This window comes from Sphingosinicella terrae (genome assembly GCF_003347635.1).
Classification (GTDB): Bacteria; Pseudomonadota; Alphaproteobacteria; order Sphingomonadales; family Sphingomonadaceae; genus Allosphingosinicella; species Allosphingosinicella terrae.
This window is the reverse complement of sequence record NZ_QDFY01000004.1, coordinates 154,557-174,810: the sequence shown is the minus strand read 5'-3', so window position 1 is coordinate 174,810 and position 20,254 is coordinate 154,557. Positions and strand designations below refer to the sequence as shown.

At 69.1% G+C, this 20,254-nt stretch carries 12 protein-coding genes; 5 read left to right on the top strand and 7 right to left on the bottom strand.

The window, feature by feature from the left end; translation table 11 throughout:
* Positions 1 to 62: 62 nt before the first annotated feature.
* The 3 genes from DDE10_RS11025 to DDE10_RS23805 form a co-directional block, all read right to left on the bottom strand.
* The gene (locus DDE10_RS11025) at positions 63 to 2,492 is read right to left on the bottom strand and encodes a TonB-dependent receptor (protein WP_284734592.1); all 2,430 of its coding nucleotides are present in this window, start codon (positions 2,490 to 2,492) and stop codon (positions 63 to 65) included.
* A 281-nt stretch (positions 2,493 to 2,773) separates the two neighbouring features.
* On the bottom strand, positions 2,774 to 3,898 hold the full coding sequence (locus DDE10_RS11020) for a cobalamin-independent methionine synthase II family protein (RefSeq protein ID WP_114952828.1): 1,125 nt from the start codon (positions 3,896 to 3,898) through the stop codon (positions 2,774 to 2,776).
* The gene (locus DDE10_RS23805; protein ID WP_284734591.1) at positions 3,895 to 4,029 is read right to left on the bottom strand and encodes a hypothetical protein; all 135 of its coding nucleotides are present in this window, start codon (positions 4,027 to 4,029) and stop codon (positions 3,895 to 3,897) included. The genes DDE10_RS11020 and DDE10_RS23805 overlap by 4 nt, the downstream gene beginning before the upstream one ends.
* 121 nt (positions 4,030 to 4,150) lie before the next feature.
* Between DDE10_RS23805 and DDE10_RS11015 the strand changes: the two genes are divergently transcribed.
* Positions 4,151 to 4,882 carry an alpha/beta fold hydrolase gene (locus DDE10_RS11015; protein ID WP_162806553.1) on the top strand — a complete coding sequence of 244 codons (732 nt, stop codon included), beginning with the start codon at positions 4,151 to 4,153 and terminating at the stop codon, positions 4,880 to 4,882.
* Here DDE10_RS11015 and DDE10_RS11010 read toward each other — a convergent pair.
* Entirely contained in the window at positions 4,852 to 5,580 is a 729-nt protein-coding gene (locus DDE10_RS11010) for an IclR family transcriptional regulator (protein ID WP_284734590.1), read from the bottom strand. The genes DDE10_RS11015 and DDE10_RS11010 overlap by 31 nt on opposite strands.
* A 399-nt stretch (positions 5,581 to 5,979) precedes the next feature.
* On the opposite strand from DDE10_RS11010, the gene DDE10_RS11005 reads away from it, so the two are divergent.
* The 3 genes from DDE10_RS11005 to DDE10_RS10995 all read left to right on the top strand — a co-directional run bounded on the left by DDE10_RS11005 (position 5,980) and on the right by DDE10_RS10995 (position 14,347).
* Positions 5,980 to 8,397: a CHAT domain-containing protein gene (locus DDE10_RS11005; RefSeq protein WP_162806552.1), complete on the top strand. Its 2,418-nt coding sequence runs from the start codon at positions 5,980 to 5,982 to the stop codon at positions 8,395 to 8,397.
* Entirely contained in the window at positions 8,394 to 12,464 is a 4,071-nt protein-coding gene (locus DDE10_RS11000; protein ID WP_114952824.1) for a two-partner secretion domain-containing protein, read from the top strand. Before DDE10_RS11005 ends, DDE10_RS11000 begins: the two co-directional genes overlap by 4 nt.
* Positions 12,465 to 12,721: 257 nt before the next feature.
* A complete protein-coding gene (locus DDE10_RS10995) occupies positions 12,722 to 14,347 on the top strand; it encodes a ShlB/FhaC/HecB family hemolysin secretion/activation protein (RefSeq protein ID WP_162806551.1) in 1,626 nt (541 codons plus the stop codon).
* A 16-nt stretch (positions 14,348 to 14,363) separates the two neighbouring features.
* Here the strand turns inward: DDE10_RS10995 and nagA are convergent, their stop codons facing one another.
* From nagA to DDE10_RS10980, 3 genes are read right to left on the bottom strand one after another with little or no spacing between them, the layout of a single operon-like run.
* Positions 14,364 to 15,509 (bottom strand): N-acetylglucosamine-6-phosphate deacetylase, encoded by a 1,146-nt coding sequence (gene nagA, locus DDE10_RS10990; RefSeq protein ID WP_114952822.1) that lies wholly within the window; start codon positions 15,507 to 15,509, stop codon positions 14,364 to 14,366.
* On the bottom strand, positions 15,509 to 16,540 hold the full coding sequence (locus DDE10_RS10985; RefSeq protein ID WP_114952821.1) for an SIS domain-containing protein: 1,032 nt from the start codon (positions 16,538 to 16,540) through the stop codon (positions 15,509 to 15,511). Before DDE10_RS10985 ends, nagA begins: the two co-directional genes overlap by 1 nt.
* The gene (locus tag DDE10_RS10980) at positions 16,537 to 17,277 is read right to left on the bottom strand and encodes a GntR family transcriptional regulator (RefSeq protein ID WP_114952820.1); all 741 of its coding nucleotides are present in this window, start codon (positions 17,275 to 17,277) and stop codon (positions 16,537 to 16,539) included. Before DDE10_RS10980 ends, DDE10_RS10985 begins: the two co-directional genes overlap by 4 nt.
* 218 nt (positions 17,278 to 17,495) lie before the next feature.
* Between DDE10_RS10980 and DDE10_RS10975 the strand changes: the two genes are divergently transcribed.
* Positions 17,496 to 20,159, top strand: coding sequence for a TonB-dependent receptor (locus DDE10_RS10975; RefSeq protein ID WP_114952819.1), 2,664 nt, complete (start codon positions 17,496 to 17,498; stop codon positions 20,157 to 20,159).
* Positions 20,160 to 20,254: the final 95 nt, after the last annotated feature.

Below are 20,254 nucleotides of genomic sequence, written 5' to 3'. Positions count from 1 at the left end.
GGGCCCGGAGCAGGCTTGCCCCGGGCCCTCCTCTGTCTGCGCAGGCCGCGAAAGGCGGACCGTCAGAAGCGGCGCGTCACCGTCACCGCCCATTCGCGCGGGCGGCCCGGCTGGGCCTTGACGAAGCCGGCGCCGGCGCCCCGCAGGTCGAACGACGTGAGATAGTAATATTCCTCGAACAGGTTGGTCACCTCGAGCGCGACCTGCCAGTCGTCATCCTCGTCCCGCCAGGTGAGGCGGGCATTGGCGACGGTCCAGGACGGCAGCGAGAATCCGCCGCTGGTGACGCCGCCCGCCGTGGCGCCGTTATAGCTCATGTCGAGGCGCGGCGTCAGCGTCCCGCCGCCAAGCGGGATCTCGTACTGGATGCCGATGCTCCACTTCCACTCGGGCAGGGCCGGCGGACGTTCGCCGAGGCCGCCGAGGATCGACGGATCGGACGAGCATTCGTCGGTCTCGCCCGGATTGAGCGGCCGAACCACGGCGATATTGACGCACTGATATTCGAAGTCGATCCAGCTCAGCGAGCCGTCGATCTGAAGACCGTCGACCGGACGGGCGAAGATCTCCGCCTCGAGCCCCTGGATGTGCGCGTCGCCGGCATTCTGCGGCAGCGCGCAGGGCCCCGGCCCGCCGAACTGCGGACAGGACAGGAGGGCCAGCTGGATGCCGTCATATTCGCTGTAGAAGGCGGCAACGTTGAACCGCACGCGGCGGTCGAACAGGTCCGTCTTGATCCCGAGCTCGTAGCTGGTCAGCACCTCGGGACCAAAGCCGCGCGCCTGCGCCGGATTGAACGGGCGAGGGCCGACGCCGCCGCCCTTGAAGCCGGTCGCCGTGGTCGCATAGACGAGCACTTCCGGCGAGAAGCGATAGTCGACGCTGAGCCGGTAATCGACGCGGTCGCCGTCGAACGAGCCGACGACTCCGGTGAGGCTTCCCAGGAACGGGTTGAACGAGCCGTCCGGATTGGCGCGGTAGAAGGTATAGTCCTTGTGCTCCTCGGTGTAGCGGATGCCGGCCGTGACCGTCAGCGGGTCGATCGGGTTCCAGATCGCCGTGCCGAAGGCCGCCCAGCTGTCGGCATTCACCGGATCCCGCCCCGGGAAGTAGGTGAATTGCAGCGGGATGGCGGCGTAGCGGATGTCCTGCAGCGTGAAATATTCGGTCCGCTGATCGTTATAATAGCCGCCGATCGTGATATCGAGCCGGTCGGCGAGCTCCATGTTGAAGCGCAGCTCCTGGCTCCAGAACCAATAATCGAGCTGGTTCTGGCCGAGCCCGATGTTCGACGGGGAAAGATCGTCGTCGGCCGCGAACTCGTTATTCCATTCGCGATAGGCCGTGATCGACTGGAGCTGAACCCAGTCGGCCAGGCCGACGTCCAGATTGGCGGAGATGCCCCAGCCTTCGAACGTGCTCTCGTCGCTCGCCGAGGTGGCGATCAGCGGGACGCCCGGCGCGGCCGGCCCCGCCCAGACGATCGCGGGCTGCTGGAAGGCGGAATAGTTGCAGTAGCGGCCGCAGATGAACTGCGGTCCGAAGGCGGGGCCGATGTTGAGCGTGTTGCCCGGGTCTTGTGCGGCGACGAGCACCTCCGGGGCGATGGTGCGGTGATCGCGCGTATAATCGGCGGCGATGAGCAGGTCGAAATCGGGGCTCGGATTGTAGCGCAGCTGCCCGCGCACCGCCGTGTAGCCGACGCCGCCGTGGCGGCTGACCCGGCAGTCGCCGGCCGGACGTTGCGCGGGAACGCCGCTTCCGGGGTTCTCGCAGCCATAGTCGATGCGGTCGACGAAGCCCTCCTGCTGCCGCGCGGTCCCGGAAATGCGCGCGTAGAGCCCATCGGTGATGGTGAAGGAGGCGCTGCCGCGGAAGCCGATATGGTTGCGGCTTCCATAAGTGGCCTCGACATAGCCGCCCCCGTCGGCATCCGGCCGCCGGGTGATCAGGCGGATCGCGCCGCCGACCGAGTTGCGGCCCTGAAGCGTGCCTTGGGGACCGCGCAGGATCTCGATCCGCTCCAGGTCGAGCAGCTCGAAATTGGCGCCGGTCAGGGCCGAATAATAGACGTCGTCGATATAGAGGCCGACGCCTGGTTCGTAGGCGGGGCTGAAGTCGAACTGCCCGATGCCGCGGATCGACGCGCCGATCGAGGGGCCGAAGGACGCACCTTGCTGCCGCAAGGTGACGTTCGGCGCCTGGTTCGCGACCTCGACGAGGCTTTCCTGGCTGCGCGCCTCGAGCAACTCGGCGGGTATGGCGGTGATCGCCAGCGGCGTATCCTGCAGCCTTTGCTCGCGGAACTGGGCCGTGACCAGGATCTCCTGCTCCGCCTGCCCGGACGTGTCCTGGGCGGCGGCGGTCTCGGTCTCGGTCCCGGCCGGGTTTTCGTCCTGCGCGACGGCCGGAGTCGCGGCGGCAATGGTGAAGAGCGAAACGGAAGCAACCAACAACGAGGCGCGCGAACGCAGCCGGAGCCTGTTCATCATATCCCCTCCCATCCTAAGGGCCACCCGTCTCTCTTTATGTCGCGGGGGGAGCCGAATCGGATGCTTCCATATGTTTGTGTGACATACAATGAGGAAATGTGTGTGAGGCACACAAATTGGACCACTGTATCGCTGCCGCAACATTATCGGCGCTCCGGCCGGCGAATCGGAACATGCGGAATAGTCGGACGAAAAGGACGGGCGTCCCATGCGCGCAACACACCGGGCCGCGCGGCGGGGGCCGAACGTCCGAACGCCTGATCCGTGCCCGGCGGGCGGCGCTAGAGGCGCGCCGCCGCCCGGTCCGCACCCTCCCTGAGGGACGCGAGTTTCTTCCACGCCACGGCCGGATCGATCTTTCCATAGCCGGCGAAGGTGCCGAAGCCGCAATCGGTGCTGGCGATCACCCGATCCTTGCCGACGATGCCGGCGAAGCGCTCGATCCGCTGGGCGAGGAGCTCGGGATGCTCGACATAGTTGGAGCAGGTGTCGATGAGCCCCGGCGCCAATTGCTTGTCGCCGGGGATCTGGGCTTCGCGCCAGACGATCCACTCATGCTCGTGGCGCGGATTGGCGGCTTCGAACAGGATGGTGGACGGCCGTGCCCGAAGCACGACGTCGATCACACGCTCGAGCGGGATGTCGTGATCGTGCGGCCCTTCATAATTGCCCCAGCAGACATGCATCCGCATCCGCTCGGGTGGGATGGCGGCGGTCGCGGCATTGAGCGCCTCGACATTGGCTTCGGCGATCCTGAGGAATTCCGCTTCGCTCTCTTCCTGGTAGCCGGTGTGGCGCGACATGGCGAGGTCGGGACAGTCGAGCTGGAGGTCGAATCCGGCTTCGACGATCGCCTCATATTCCGGACGCATCGCGTCGACCAGGTCCGCGAGATAGGCCTCGTGGCTGGGATAATGGCGGTTGACCTGGAACGCGGTGATCAGCCCCGGCGAGGCCGAGTTCATGAAGGCGGAGACGCCGTCGCCGCGCCGGTCGAGCGCGGCCCGGAAACGCCTGATGTCGTCGTGCAGCGGATCGAGCGTGCGCAGGCGCACCGGACCGATGCAGGAGGCGCGGGTGAATTCCTGCGAGCCCATGATGGCGGCGAGCTTCGAGCGGAGCTCGGGCAGCGGCGCCAGGTCGAGCGCCGGCTTTCGGTCGATGTGGCCGCCAAATCCTTCGAGGCGCTCGATCATGTAGGTCGAATAGCCGACCTTGCCCAGTTCGCCGTCGCTGACGATCGACACGCCGGCCGCGACCTGTCGGGCGACGGCGTCGTCGACCGCCTCCTGGACGACGCGATCGAATTCTTCGGAGTCATAAGGCTCGCCATGGTCTCGTGCGAGCAGCAGCGGCGTCAGCTCGGATCCGCGAGGCAGGCTGCCGACATGAGTGGTCCGGATCATGCCTGATGCCTCGCCGGCGCCGCCCTTACCCCCAGGACCGGATCGGGATGTGCGCGCCGCGCTTCGCCGGAGACGCGCTCGAGGGCGTCCAGGTCGACGCGCGCGCCCGCCAGGTCCGGATCGTCGCTCATATTCTCTCCCGACTCTTGCCCCTGCCGTTTCTTCGTTTGTCCGGCATACGGCTCGCGATAGGGATAGCATCGGCCATTGCGCTCGGCTATGCGAAAGCTTCGTGTCCGTGAAAAATTAGCCATGCCTGTCAAGCCCGCGCCCCTGCTCCTCCTGCCCGGCCTGATGTGCGACGAGACCATTTGGGCACCCCAGGTCGAGTCCTTGGCCGACTTCTCTCCCATGGCGGTTCCAGGCTATCCGGGCGCGCGCAGCCTCGTCGCCATGGCCGAGCAGAGCCTGAGACTGGCCCCGCCGCGTTTTTCTCTGGCGGGTCATTCCATGGGCGGGCGGGTGGCGCTGGAGGTGGTGAGGCTGGCGCCCCAGCGCGTGGAGCGGCTGGCGCTGCTCGACACCGGTGTCCACCCGCCGAGCGACAAGGAGGCGGCCGGGCGCCACGCCTTGCTTGCGACGGCGCGGGAGCAGGGGATCGAGGCGATGGTCGACGCTTGGCTGCCACCGATGGTCCATCCCGGCCGCCGTGGCGACGTCTCCTTCATGTCCGGCCTTCGTGCCATGCTGGCCGCAGGCGGCGCCGAGCGCTACGGCGACCAGGTCGAGGCGATGCTCGCCCGTCCGGACCCGCGGCCCTTGCTCGGCAGCTTCGACGGTCCGGCCCTGGTCGGGGTCGGGCGGCAGGACGCGTGGAGCACGGTCGAGCAGAATCGCGCCATCGCCGCGGCCATTCCCGGCGCGGAGTTCGTCATCTTCGAGGATTGCGGTCACATGGCGCCGGTCGAGGCGCCGGAGCAGGTCAGCGAGGCGCTCCGCCGCTGGCTGCTTTGTCAGGTCGGGACGCGCCCGCGATCGCCCTGAAGAATGTTGACGGCCCGGTTGAGCAGCCGGACCGCCCGCTGTTCCATCGAACGATCGAATCGGGCGAGGGGCATGGCGATGCTGAAGGCGCCGAGAGCCTTGCCGTCGACGATCGCCGCGCGCCCGATGCCGGCGATGCCCGGCGTATGCTCCTCGCGGGTCCGCGCGATTCCCTCGCGGCGGACTAGGTCGATCATTTCGCGAAGCGCCTTCTCCTCGTGGAGCGTTCTCGGGGTGAACGCCTTGCGCTCCACCTTCGCGAAATAGCGGTCGAGCTGGTCCGGCGACATGGTGGCGAGCAGCGCCTTGCCGGCAGCGAAGGCATGGAGCGGCGCGCGCTGGCCGATCTCGAAGGTGTAGCGCAGCGTCTGCTCGCCGATTTCGCGCGCCACCGCCTCGATCTCGAAGTCATGGAGCACGAAGAAGGCCGCCGTCTCGTTGAGATCGCGGGTGATCGCGCGCACGATCGGGGCCACTCGCTCGGCCAGTCCGGATTCGCCGTCCCCGCGACGGAAACGATCGATCGCCGGGCCGAGCCTGTAGTGGCGGCGGGTGCGCTCGAGATAGGCCCGCTCGACCAGGGTGGCGAGAAGATAGGAGAGGCTGCTGACCGGAATCCCCAGCGTCACCGATATTTCCTGCGCGGTCAGCGGGCGCGGCTGCTCCGCCAGCAGCTCGAGGATGTCGAGCGTGCGCAAGGCGGACTTTACCGGAGAGGAGGGAGCGGGGCCTGACATGATCGGTCTGGGATTCAGCTAGCCTGCGGCTCGCCGCCCGACAATCGCTGGCTGGACTCCGTTGCCGCCAGGTGTCGAGAGGCGACCATTCAGAACCGATAGTCGGCCTTGATGCCGTAGGTGCGCGGCGGCAGGCAGGTGACGTCTCGACCGGCGCCGGGCTCTCGTTGACGAGGCGATCCATGCGAGGTGCCTGCAGGACATGCGCTCCTCCTTATCGCTGTTGTGATTTTTTCGCGATCGTGAACCAATCCCGTGCGGCGTCAAGCGCTTTCGCGTTTACGCCGCGGGCGCATCCACTATCATGCCGCCGGCTCCGGTCGGCGAGGTGGCGCGGCTGCGATATTCGGGGGGATGAACATGCGACGCGCAGCGAGCGACCGGCGCCGGGCCTGCCGCTTCGCCTGTTGCGCCCTGCTGGTGCCGCTGCTTTCCGCGGGACTGCCTGCGACTGCCGGAGCGCAGGCGGCGAGCCTCGCCGAGCAGCTCTGCTCCGCAACCCCCGGCCGGCCTGCGGCGGGCCCCTATCCCGAGGGGGCCGCGCTCCTCGCCGCAGCGGACGCGGCAGAGCGCAGCATTTCCGGCCTGCGCGGATCCGGCGATCCGTCCTCGGCGGACCGCGTGCCGCTCACCGCGCCCTCGGGTGCCGCGGCGCCCCCGGCCGACGCCGCTATCGCCCGCTATTGCACGGCAGCGGGCGAAGCGATGCGGCTGGGTGCGAACGGCAGCCAGGCGCAGGCGGTGAACTATCTGCTCACCGCCTTCCGCAAGGCGGAGGAGGCCGGTCTCGAGGATGTCGCCGCGCTCGCAGCCTACCGGCTGGGGCTGGTCGGGGGGCCGGAAGTCGGCGCCGCAGGCACGCGCGGCGGTGCCTTGTCGACGGACGCGGAGGCGCAAGCCGCTTCGGCCGCAGCCGCGGTTGCCGCCTGCGCCGAGCTACGCGACGTCCGCCTCGCCAGGGTCAGCCTTCCCTATCTTTCGGTGCTCGCGCTCGAATGCGCCGCGGACCGATCGCTCGCCATCGGCGACTCGCGGCTGACGGCGCTCGCCAATCTGAGGCTCAGCCGGGTCGAGGCGGGGCTGGCGGAGTCGCCAGGCGCGGATCGGGGCATGCTGATCGGCGCTGCTCGCGCGCGAATCGCGCGGGCGCTGCCGGCGGCGCTGTCGCTGTCCGCGGATCAAGGACGTACCACCCTCGTCGCCCGCCTGGTCGAAACCGCGCTGTCGTTGGGCGAGGGGCCAAGCCCGCTTCTGGCCGGCGCCGTCCGTGCCTTGGGCGAAGCCGCCGACCAGGAGGCGGCGGCGGTCGCAGCCGCGCTCGAGGGGCGGTTGGCGCTGGCCAGCGGCGATGCCGCAACGGCACGGCGCCGCTTTCAGGCAGCGATCGCCGCGGAGAGCCGGCGGCCGCTGCCCGAACGTCTGCCGCAACACTATCTGGGTCTGGCCGAGGCCGATCCACGGCGCCGATCCGAGCATGTCCGTGCCGCTTATGCCGCGCTGGAGAATCTGCGTCCGCTGCTTCCGCGCTTCGATCCGGTCACGGAGGAAACCCTCTTCTCGCTGGTCATGCGCGACGTCTTCACCGCCGCCGTCGAGGACCGACTTGGCGAGGTCGGCGCAGACCGTGGCGACGAGGCGGCGCGGATCCGCGAAGCCCAGTCGATCGTCGAGGCTTTCCGCCAGGCTGAGCTGCAGAGCGCCTTCGGAAGCGAATGCCTGCCGCCGCGCCAGGCGGCACGGCCCGAGGACCTGCTGCCGGGCGAGATCCTGCTCTACCCGTTGCTGCTCGCCGATCGACTGGAGCTGATCTACGTCGTGGGCGGCGACGCGGCTGACGCCGCGCCGACCTATCGGCGACTGCCGCCCAATCGCGCGGCCGACCGCGCCCAGGTCGCGCGGCTCGTCGAGGACGTGGTGGTGGCGATGAGCGCCGGCGACGCCGAAGCCTGGCGGGAGCCGGCACGCCGTCTTCACGATCTGCTGATCGCTCCCATCGCCGGGCAGCTCGGGCCCGGCTCGATGCTGGCCATCGTCCCCGACGGGCCGCTGCGTGCGCTTCCCTTTGCCGCCCTGCTCGCGCCCGACGGCCGCTATCTGGTCCAGCAGACACGGCTGAGCCTGATCCCCGCTCTGGCCTATTCGGCACCCGAGGGAGCGCGCGTCGGCGAGAGGCTCAGCGTCATCGCCGCCTCGCTCCAGCGGCAGATGACGCTGCCCGTCGGCTACTTTCCGGAGCTCGCGGGCACGGCGGCCGAGGCGCAGGTGGCCGTCCGTTTCGCCGATCGTGGCCGCTTCGTTCCGGACTTCACCCGCGCCGACCTCGAGGCCGCCCTCGATGGCGGCCGGGTCGACGTCCTCCATCTCGCCACTCACGCCACCTTCAACGGCCGTTCCGACCGCGCCTTCATCGTCGCCAATGGCGAAGTGATCCGTCTTGCCGAGCTGCGCGAACTCATCGGCCGCACGCGGTCTCGCGGCGAGCCGCTCGACCTGATCGTGCTAAGCGCCTGCGAGACCGCGGTCGGCGATGACGAAGCGAGCATGGGCCTCGCCGGCGCCGCGGTGCAGGCCGGGGCGCGCAGCGTCATCGGCTCGCTCTGGCAGGTAAGCGACGCCGGCACGGCCGAATTGATGACCCAATTCTACCGCCGCTATGCCTCGGGCCGATCGCGGTCCGACGCGCTGCGCGACGCGCAGGTCACCCTGATCGGGGCCGGAGGTCCGACCGCCAACCCGAATATCTGGGCCGCCTTCGCCCTGCTTGGAGCCTGGCGATGAGACCGGCCACCCCCCTGCTCCGGCTGCTCCTCGCCGGCGCTTCCCTGTCGACGGCCGCCGCCGCCCAGGTCGCTCCGGATCCAGTCGCCACGCGCATCGTTGCCGATACGCTGCCGGGTCGCTCCCTCGGCACCAGCGTCAGCTCCGCCGCAGGCCTGCACGAGATAGACGGCGGCACCCTCGCGGGCCGCAACCTCTTCCACAGTTTCTCGCACTTCGATCTCGCCGCGGGCGAGACGGCGCGATGGGTCCGAAGCGGCGGCAGCGACATCGCCAACGTGATCAGCCGGGTCACCGGCGGCGAAGCATCGCTGATCCACGGCACGCTCGATTCGACCGCTTTGCCCAATGCGGACTTCTGGTTCATCAATCCGGCCGGGATCGTGCTCGGCGAAGGCGCCCGCCTCGATGTCCCCGCCGCGGCCCATTTCTCCACCGCCAGGGAGCTGCGCTTCGCCGACGGTTCCGCGTTCACCGTGACGACGCCCGGCGGCTCGACCTTCTCGATGGCGGCGCCGGAGTCGTTCGGCTTCGTCGGCGGTGAGGGCGACATCGCGGTCCGCGGCGTCGGCGTCGACTTTGCGCCGGCGACGGCGGACCTCTCCTATTCCGCGGCCAATCTGTTTTTCTCTGCCGTGTCGCTGCAAACGGCCAGCCTCAACGCGGCGGCGATCGGCGACGGGGCCGGCCGCTTCGACCCGGCAGCGCCGCCGATGGCCGGCGCAGCGGGCCGGCTTGCCATCGCGGGCGGCAGCGAACTGGTCGCGACCGGCGCCGCCGGGCTCGGCTTCGCCGCCGGGACCTTCACCGTTGCCGAATCGGGAATCGTCCATCGCAACGACGGCGCGTCCGGGTCGCAGGCGCCCTCAGCGCCTGCGATCCGAATTGCCGCCGATTCGGTCCTGTTCCGGGCCTCGGCCGTCACCGCCTTCGCCTCTGGCGAGGCCTCCTCCGCCGAAATCATCGTCCAGGCCGGCACCCTTCGGCTCGTGGATACCTCGATCGTCGCCGCACCCATCGGCACCGGGGTGTCGGGCCCGATCCAGCTGCTGGCGGACCGGCTGGTCATGGCGGGATCGGTGATCGCCGCCGACAGCTTCGGCGATTCGGCCGCGGGTGTGATCGGGATCGTGGCGGGCGAGATGGAGATGACGGAGAATAGCGCCATCCTCGCCGACGCCTTCGGCAGCGGCCAGGGCGGCCTGATCCTGATCGAGGCGGAGAGCCTCCGGCTGGACGCCTCCAACATCAGCTCGGCGGCTCGACCCGGCTCGACCGGCAATGCCGGCGGGATCTTGATCGAGGGGGGATCGGTGGAGCTTTCCCGCGGCAGCCGGATTCTCTCCGACACGGCGTCGAGCGGCGATGCCGGCATCATCGCGATCGAAGCGGACGCGCTTCGGATCGCCGGGGGCTCGCAGATCGCCACTCTGGCGACGGCCGAGGCGACGGGCGCCGCCGGCCTGATCAGCCTCGCCGCGGGCACGCTCGTCATCACCGAGGCGGGCTCGGTCAGTTCCGACACGGAAGGGTCGGGTGATGCCGGCGGCGTGCTCGTCGAGGCGACGGACGTCGAAGTGAGCGGCGGCGGACGCATCAGCTCCGAATCCCGCGCCTGCTTGTCCGGCGATTGCGGCGCTGGCGGCGGCGACGCGGGCGGCGTCATGATCATCGCCGATCGGCTGCGCGTCGCCGGAGTGTCCGCCGCCGGGAATTCATCGGCGATCTCGACGGACGCGCGGGCAGACGGCGGCGGCGGCGAGATCATGCTGGACGTCCGTTCGATCGTGCTCGCGGACGGGGCGAGCGTCAGCTCGGACAATTTCGGCAGCGGTGCGGGCGGCGCCATCGATATCGATGCCGAGACGATCACGATCGAGAGCGCGCAGATTTCCTCCGGCGCCTTCGGCCCGGGATCCGGTGGGACGATCCGGATCGACACCGAGGCACTGGCTTCCGACAATGGCCGCATCCTCGCCCAGTCGAGCTTTCTGGACAGCGGCCCGGGCGGTTCGATCCTCGTCCGGGCCGACGATATCTCGCTGACCGGCGAATCGCAGATCACCACCTCGTCATTCGGGAGCGGCGACGCCGGTGCGATTGAGATCATGGCCGGCCGGCTGGTCGCCGACGGATTCTCGATGATCAGCTCCGACTCGTTCGAATCGGGCAATGGCGGGCCGATCTCCATCACCGCGGACGAGGTCAGACTGACCGGCGCCTTCATCTTCGCTGAAGCGCTCGGCTTCTGCGGCGATCCGGGCTGCCGCGCCGGCGATGCCGGCGACATCATTGTCGATGCCGGCACGCTGATCCTCGCCGGGGCCAGGGACGAGTTCGGCGTCGCCGCATCGAGGATCAGCTCCTCGACCCTCACCAATGGCGAGGCGGGCGACATCACCATCCGGGCCCAGCGCGTCGAAGTCGGCGACTCGCAGATCTTCTCGCAGACGCAGGGCGCCGGAAATGCCGGCACGATCGACATCGAATCAGGCGATCTGACGCTCGCCCGGAATGGCCGGATCAGCACCAGCTCGGCCTATGTCTGCAGCGAGGAATGCGGGCCGTTCGGCCAAGCGGGCGACGTCCGGATCGCCGCCTCCGGATCGCTCATCCTCGGCATCGACAGCGAAATCTCGAGCAACACGAGCGGCTTCGGCGATGCGGGCGCGATCGACATCGAGGCCGACAGCCTGCGCATCGACGGCGGCCGGATCGAGACCCAGGCCGATTTCGGCTCCGCCGGCGACGGCGGCAATGTCGAGATCAGGGCGCGGGATTTCGCGATGGAGTTCGGCCTGCTCAGCTCGCGGTCGGACGGGACCGGCGCCGCCGGCCGGATCGCCGTCACCGCCGACACGCTGCGCGTCGACCGGCGCAGCTCCGTCGTCTCCAGCGCGGGAATCGACGCGGCCGCGGCCGGCACGATCGAGCTGCGTGGCGGCGACGTCCGCGTCGACAATTTCGCCTTCGTCTCCTCCTCGACGCTCGGCAGCGCCGGCGGCGGCGACGTTCTCATCGCTGCCGACAGCCTGTTCGTCGGAAATTTCTCGGAAATCGTCTCCTCGACATCGTCGCTGGGCGACGCCGGCGGCGTCTTCATCGAGGCGGGCCGGGTCGAGCTCGATCTGGGCGGCGTGATCGGATCGGAGGCCGACACGTTCTCGACCGGCGGCAATGCCGGGGTGATCGAGCTGGTGGCAGACGAACTCGTCCTGCGCCGGGCCGGCAGCATCACCTCGTCCACCCTCGGCCCCGGCGATGCGGGACTGGTGGTCATCGACGCGGGCACGATCCTGATCGACAATGGCCGGGTCCGCTCGAGCAGCGAGGCCGAGGCGAGCGGCATCTCCGGCGAGGTGCTGGTCAATGCCGAGCGGATCGACATCGTCGGCGGCGGCAGCATCGAGACGATCTCGCGCAGCGCCAGCCCTGCGGGCGCGATCGCGGTCGCCGCCGATCGCCTGACCCTCGACGGCTCCGGATCGAGCATCTCCAGCGCCAATCTCTCCAGCGAGGGCGGCGATGCCGGCCTCGTCCTCATCAAGTCGGAGGCGCTCACCGTCGCCAACGGTGCCGAGATCTCGACGAGCTCCGTCGCCGGCGCCGCGGGCGACATCGAGATCGCCATGTCGCCGGCCGGACTGCTCCGGCTGGAGGGGCGCAGCGCGCCCGGCCTCATCACCACCTCGTCCGGGCCGGGCACGGGGGGGCGGATCATCATCGCCAATCCGCTGGCGATTGTCTCGAACGGCGGCAGCATCCTCGCTCTGGGCGAGCAGGGCGGCGCCAACGTCCAGATCCAGACCCGCTTCTTCATCAGTTCCGCCGACCGGCCCAATCTGGTGGCGGTCGACGGTGCCTTCCTGCTCGAAGCGCAGGTCGGCGACGTCAGCAGCGGCACGGTCGAGCGCAACCTGTCGATCATAGACGCTTCCGGCGTGCTGCGTGGCCAGTGCGCCGCGGTCCGCGAGACCGGCCAGGTCAGTCAGCTGGTGGTGCGGCCGATCGGTCCCTACGGCGCATTCGAAGGCGAGGCGTCCCGCGCGCCGAGCGGCTGCCTTTGAGCCGGCGGCCCTGGCGGCGAGCCCGAAATGCCGTCTGCGCATTACTGGCGCTGGCGGCCGCCCCGGTCGTCGCCCAGCCTGAGGAGGCGCCGCGGCCGCGGACCGGGCCCGAGGCGCCGCCGCCGCCCCGGCCCGCTTATGGCGAACCCTTGCCGGCCGCGCCGATCGCTCCCACGCCTCCGTCGGGGCGTCCGTCTCCAGTTGCGCTTGATGTCGGCGATACCGTCGTCGGCAGCGTGCGCATCCTTGATGGCGACGTGGGGGGCGACAGCGTGCCTCCCCGCGAATGGCGGCCGCCGCAGGACGATCTCTCCGGGCTGGTGGTGGAGCATATCAGCGGACAGCCGCTCGATTCCGAATGGGTGAGGCGCCAGTTCCAGGCAAATGCCGTCGTCGGCCAGGGGATCGACCGGGCGGTGGCGCTGGTGCAGCTGATCAACCGCGCCTTCCTCTCGGCCGGCTTCGTCAATTCGGGCCTGCTGGTGCAGGCGGCGGATCCGGCGGATCCAAATCGGCTCGACATCCGGATCGTCCACGGGGCGCTCGTCCCGCCCGAACCGGGCGCGGATGCAGTCGCGGTCGAGTGGGCGGGCGGGCGCAGCCGCGGGCTTGATGCCGATTTCATTCGTGAGCGAATGCCCTCGACGGACCGGCGGCCGCTCGACGCGATCGCGCTCGAGCGCGACTTTCGCCGACTTGCCGACGATCCGGCGATCCGCACCGTCAATGCCCAGCTCCGCCCCGGCGGCCGCCCGGGAGAGGCGAGCCTTTTGCTGTCGGTGCTGCCGCGCGAGCCGGTCGATCTGTATCTGACAGCCGGCAACAACCGATCGCCCTCGGTCGGCGGTGAGCGGATCGCCGCCGGTGGGGTGCTGCGCAACCTGATCGAGTCCGGCGACCTGCTCAGCGGCGAAGCCGGTACCACCGAGGGCGTTCTCGACCTGTCTGTGGCCTATGCGACGCCCTGGCTGACGCCGCGGACCACTTTCTCGGTGCGCGGAAGCTATAATCGCGCCGCCGTGATCGATCGGCCGCTGGTGCCGCTCGACATCCGCACCCGCGACCGCGGGCTCGAGGCGAGCCTTACCCATCGGGCCATCGATTGGCCGCTGACCCCGGCGGGAGAAGGGCGATGGTCTCCGTCGCGGGTGCTGACCGTCGGCACCAGCCTCGCCTGGCGCCGCCAGCGCAGCTTCCTGCTCGGCCAGCCTTTCTCCTTCGCCCCCGGATCTGTGGACGGCCGCGCCGAATATGGCGCGGCGCGGATCCTTGCCGACTACGTGCTGCGCAGCGTCGACCAGGTCTTCGCCGTTTCCGGGACCGCCACCACGGGTCTATGGGGGACGCGCGCCCGTCTTCCCCTCGTCCTCGATCCTGACCGGCATTTCGTGTCGCTGCTGGTCCAGGCCAATTATGCGCGTCGGCTGACCGGAGACGGTCTCGAGCTGCGCGGCCGCCTGACCGCCCAATGGTCGAGCAGCGTGCTCTATTCCGCCGAACGCCTGTCGATCGGCGGTGAGGCCAGCGTGCGCGGCTATCGCGAGTCGCTCCTGCTCGCGGACCAGGGTGTCATCGGCTCGGCCGAGATCGCCCAGCCGTTCAGCCTGTCCGGCCGCCCCCCCGGCTCGGTCCCTTTCGACTGGGGCGCGTTCAGCCTTGCCGCCTTTGCCGACGCCGGCTGGGGCCGTAACGCCGAGGGGCCGCAGCCGAGCCCGCGCACCCTGGTGGCCGTCGGCGCCGCTCTGGCCTGGCAGCCTTCGGACGCGATCGCGCTTCGCGTCGCTTATGGTCACGCCCTCAAGGAGGCTGTCCAGACCGGCTCGCGCGACCTCCAGGACCGCGGCGTGCACCTACGGCTTACCGTCTACCCGCTCAGGTTCTGACGCAGGGCTGCGGGCCTTAGCCGGCATCGCACTCCACCCCGTCGATCCAGGTTCGGGTGACGTGGAGCTCGCCGTCGAGTGCGACCAGGCTTGCGCGCAGTCCCGGTGCGATCCGGCCGTAGATCCGGTCGAGGCGAAGGAACTCGGCGGGATGAAGGCTCGCCATGGCCAGCGCCGTCGGCGCGTCGACGTCGAGCATCGCGATCGCGTTGCGCACCGCCATGGCCATGTCGAGGTCCGATCCGGCGAGCGTGCCATCCTCGGTGACGCAGACGCCGTCCTCGACCCGGATCTGCCGCCCCTGCAGCATGAAGTCCTTTTCCTCCAGGCCGACGCTGGGCATCGCATCGGTCACCAGCATGATCCTCTCGGCGCCCTTGCAACGAAGTGCCAGCCGCATCGCGGCGGGGTGGACGTGGCGGCCGTCGACTATCAGGCCGCACCAGCTGGCGCGGTCTTCGAGGGCGGCACCGACCGCGCCCGGCTCACGGTTGCGCAGCGGCGACATGGCGTTGAACAGGTGGGTGAAGCCGGCGAGGCCGGAATCGAGCGCGGCGCGGATCTCCTCGTAGCGGCCATTGCTGTGCCCGGCCGAGACGATGGTGCCCGCATCGGCCAGGCGCCGGATCATCGCCACCGTCGTCCGCTCCGGCGCCAGGGTGACGAGGGTGCGACCATGCCGCAGGCCGGTAAGCGCCTTCAGGCCCTGTTCGTCGAGCTCGCGAATCTTGCTCGAATCGTGAATGCCCTTGCGGCTGCTGTTGAGATAGGGGCCCTCGATATGGATGCCGAGCACGCCCGGCACGCCCGCGGCGATGGCGGTATCGACAGCCGCGATGCCTTCGCGCACGACCGACAGATCGTCGCTGATCAGCGTCGGCAGGAAACCCGTCGTGCCGAAGGCGCGGTGGGCGCGGCCGATGGCGGCGATCGTCTCGACGGTCGGGGCGTCGTTGAACAGGACGCCGCCGCCGCCATTGACCTGCACGTCGACGAAGCCGGGGGCGAGGATTTCGCCAGCGAGATCGACGCGCCCTGCGCCGGACGGGATCTCGCGCTCGCCGACCAGGGCCACGATCCGGTCGCCTTCGACCAGGACGGCGAGCCCTTCGGCGAAACCGCCGTCGGTCAGCACCCGCGCGTTGAGGAACGCCGTCGCCATCACAGGGTCTCCGTCACCTTGGACAGATGCGGCGGGCGGTCGGGGTCGAAGCCGCGTGCCGTCGAGAGCCGGACGGCCTCGCGATAGAAGCTCGTGATCTGGAGCATCGGCTCGATCGCGGGATGGCCCGTGGTCACCGGCAGCGAGTGGCCCCCGGCCGCCGCCGGACCGGCGACCAATATGTCGGCGCCGAGCCCGTCCGCATCACGGATCAGGGCGTCGACGCTGTCGCCGGTCTCGTCCGACTGGCGAAAGACGAGGAGCGGAAAGTCGGGACCGACCAAGGCGAGCGGGCCGTGCCGGAGTTCGGCGGCGCTGAGCGCCTCGGCATGAAGCCCGCACGTCTCCTTGAGCTTCAGCGCCGCCTCCTGGGCGATGCCCAGGCCGAGGCCGCGGCCGACGACATAGAGGCCGCGAACGGACTTCAGACGCTCGCCCAATGGCGACCAGTCCGCCTGCCAGGCCGTGGCCAGCCGCACCGGCACCTCGTCCAGCGCCTGCCCGAGCGCCTCGTCGCCCGCCCAGACGGAAACCAGCGAGGCCGTCATCGACAGGGAGGCGATGAAGGACTTGGTCGCGGCGACGCTGGTCTCGTCGCCGGCGCCGAGCGGAAGCCGGTACTCGGCTGCGTCCGCCAGCGGCGAATCGACGGCGTTGACCAGCGCTACGGTCGTCGCGCCGCCCGCTCTCGCCGTCTCGAGCGCAGCGACGAGGTCGGGGCTGCGGCCGGACTGAGAGAAAGCCAAACAGAGCATGTTCTTCGCTCGCGCGCTCGCGCCATAGACCGAGGCGACCGACGGCGCCGCCGACGCGGTCGGGATGCCGAGTCGGGTCTCTATGAGATATTTGGCATAGGTTGCGGCGTGGTCGGAGCTGCCCCGCCCGTAGGTGATCACCGCCGCCGGCGGCCGGGCCCGGAGCCTCGCCGCGATCTCGCGGACCGCTCCCGCGCTGGCGTACCGCTGCGCCGCGACGACGGCCGCGGCCTCGGCCGCCTCGGCGAACATCCGCGTGGAGGTGGGATCGATCATCCGACGGCGTTCAGCTCGGCGACGAAGTCGTAGGCATCGCCGCGGTACCAGGATTGGGTCATTTCGACCGCGCGCCCGTCGTCGAGAAAGCCGCGCCGTTCGATCAGCAGCCCGGGAGCCCCGGCCTCGATCCCGAGGAGCGCGGCCTGCTGTTCGTCGAACAGGACGGCGCGCAGGCGCTGCAAGGCCCGCACCGGCCGCGTGCCCGCCGCATTGAGTGCCTCGTAGAGCGACCCGCGGACGATTCCCGCGCTCGGCAGGGCGAAGGCGGGGATCGTCGAATATTCGAGGGCCATGGCGAGTTCGTCGGCGTAGCGGATGCGGTGGAAACGATAGACCGGCGTGCCCGGGCTCAGCCCCAGCATCAGCGACTCGTCCGGCGTGACGGCCCCTTCCGCGCGGTTGATCCATTCGCTGCGCGATGAGCGTCCGCGCGCCGCCATGTCCTCCGAAAAGGACGTGAGCTTGGAGAAGCTCTTCTCGACGCGGCCGGCGACGAAGGTGCCGGCGCCCTGGCGCCGATGGAGCAGGCCGTTGCCGACGAGACCGTCCAGCGCCTTCCTCAGCGTGATCCGGGACACCGCCAGGTCCTCGGCAAGGTCGCGCTCCGACGGCAGCGCCTGCTCGGGCTTGAGAACGCCCGATTCGATCGCGTGGCGCAGCCGGTCTTCGAGCCGGCGGTAGAGGGGGCCGCGGCCCTCCTCGGGATCGAAGCCGATCTGTTCGGCCAGGTTCATCGGGGGCCCCCGCTCGTGTGGACTAATACCAATTGCTTACCAGTAACGAATGCTGATCGTCCTTGCAAGCTGCGCCTGAGCGCAATTAAGCTCTTGACGTAACGAATATCGTAATAGATGGTCTGCATATTGGTACTCGTTTGGTATCACATTGGTCAGGTGATTCCAGGCCGCCGGGGAAGCCGAGAACGGAGCGCCGGCAAAGGGGAGAATAGACAATGATCGGTCGCCGACTCGCATTGGCTTCGGCCAGCCTTTTCGCCCTCGTCGCCGCTGCCGCGCCTGCCGCCGCGCAGGACCAGGAGGGCGCCGCGGCATCGGACGACGAGATCGTCGTCACCGGCATCCGCGGTTCGGTTCGCGCCTCGATCGAAGCCAAGCAGGAATCGGACGTCATCGCCGATTTCCTTTCGGCCGAGGATATCGGCCAGTTCCCCGACCGCAATGTCGCCGAGGCGCTGCAACGCGTCCCCGGCATCGTCATCAACCGTGAGTTCGGCGAGGGCGAGAGAGTCTCGCTTCGCGGCACCGCGCCCAATCTCACGCGCACGCTGGTCAATGGCCACGCCATCGCCACCGCCGACTGGTTCGTGCTCGAGCAGCTCGCCGCCACCCGCAGCTTCAACTATCTGACCCTCCCATCCGAGATTGTCGGCCAGCTCGACGTCTACAAGAGCCCGCAGGCGGACGTCGAGGAAGGCGGCATCGGCGGCACGATCAACGTCCATACCCGTGATCCGCTCGATCTCGATCCTTTCACCGTCTCGGCCTCGGCCGAGCTCGTCTATTCGGAGCTTCGCGACTCCGTCGATCCCCAGGCGTCGGGCCTGATCAGCTGGCGCAACGAGGCGGGCACCTTCGGCATTCTCGTCGGCGGCGTCTACCAGCGGCGCGACATCCGCCGCGACGGCGTCGAGGTGCTCGGCTATTTCAATCCGGCCGGCGATCCGACCGGCGATGCCCTGGTGCCGTCGCTGATCGGCTCGGCGCTCTTCCTCCAGGAGCGCGAGCGCTACGGCGGCAATATCGGCATCCAGTTCCGGCCGTCTGACAGCCTCGAGATCAACATCACCGGCCTCTATTCCCGCTTCGGGGCCGACAATTTCAACCAGAACTATCTCGCCTGGGGAATCCAGGCTCTGGGCGGCGGCGGCACGCTCACCGACCCGGTCGTCCAGAACGGCACCGTCGTCGGTGGCCGGATCGACTCCACGCCGGGCGGCCGCGCCGTCGTCTATGACGCGATCGATCGCAACGCCCTGGCCGAGACATGGTCCGGCGACGTCGACATCGTCTGGCGTCCGAGCGACCGCGGCACCCTCCACCTCAAGGGCGGCTACACCGAAGCGCATGGCGACACCGAGTCCCAGCCTTTCTACGAAGGCGGGGCGCCGGGCGGCTTCACTTTCGACCTCACCGGCCGCACGCCGCAGGTCTCGTTCATCGGCGTCGATCCGACCGATCCCGACGACCTCGTCTTCGACTTCGGGTCGCTTCACCAGATCACCAATACCGACCGGGAATTCTATCTTTATGCCGACTACGAGCATGAGGTGGACCTGGGGCCGGTCAATGCGTTCAAGGTCGGCTTCAAATATACCGACCATGATCGCATCACCCGCTTCCTCGCCACCACCTATGGCGGCTTCTTCCTGCCGCTGCTGGGCGAGGGTTGCGGCGGTCCGTGCACCAGCGCCGACTTCTTCGGCGGCGATCTGACGCCGGGGAACTTCCTCGGCAATGTCGCCGGGCCGGGAACGCTGGACAGCTTCTGGCAGGTCGATCGCCGCCTGCTCCAGTCGATCTACAACAGCCAGCCTGCAAGCGTTCGGGCACGGGTCCTCAATCCGCCCGAAAACTACTCGATCACCGAGCGCACCTATGGCGGCTACGTCATGGCCCGCTTCGGCGGGGACGACTGGCGCGGCAATGCCGGCGTGCGCGTGGTCACCACCGACCAGACTTCGCGCGGCAACGAGCTTGGCGTGCCGCCGGGCCCTGGCACCATCGACAATCCGTTCGGCGTCTTTCGGCCGATCACGGTCGAGCGCTCCTATACCGACATATTGCCGAGCCTGAACTTGGCCTTCGACCTGACGCCCACCGTCACCTTGCGCCTGGCGGCGGCGCGGGTGATGGCCCGGCCGGATTATACCGACATCGTCCCCCGGGTTAATCTCAACCCCGGAGCGCTCACCGCCGCCGGCGGCGATCCCAATATCGACCCTTACCGCGCCAACCAGTTCGACGCGTCGCTCGAATGGTATCCGGACCGCGAGACGATCTTCGCCGGCGCCGTCTATTACAAGGACATCCGCTCCTACATCACGGATACGATCTCCCAGGAAAGCTTTCCGGTCCAGACGACGACTCCGAACTTGTCGCGCTGCACGCCGACCGCGACGCCGGGTCTGTTCGACTGCCTGTTCGACGTGAATCGCCGCGCCAACGGCGCCGGCGGCCGCAATCTCGGTTTCGAGCTTCAGGCCTCGCGCAACATCTGGAACGGCTTCGGCGCACTGCTCAACTACACCTTCTCCGACGCCAAGCTCGACGACGGCGCTCCGGTGCCGGGCAACAGCCGCCATACGCTCAACCTCAGCGGCTATTATGAGAATGACTGGCTGTCGGCGCGCCTCTCCTACAATTACCGGTCGAGCTTCTTCATCACCATCGATCGCGCCGCGCCGCTGAACCAATCGGCGACGGAATCGCTCGATGCCTCGCTCAACCTGCGCATCACCGACAACATCTCGCTCACCGCGGACGCGATCAACCTCACCAACGAGAAGATCGTCCAATTCTCCGGGACGCCGGACCGCCCACGTGCCATCTACGACAATGGCCGGCAATTCTATTTCGGCGTGAGGCTGCGCTATTGAGGCTGGAGACCCGCTCTCCCGCCCTCTCCCCTCTCCCGGGAGGGAGAGGGTCGGGGTGAGGGGGCTCGGCGGGCTGGGATATACCTCTGACGCCG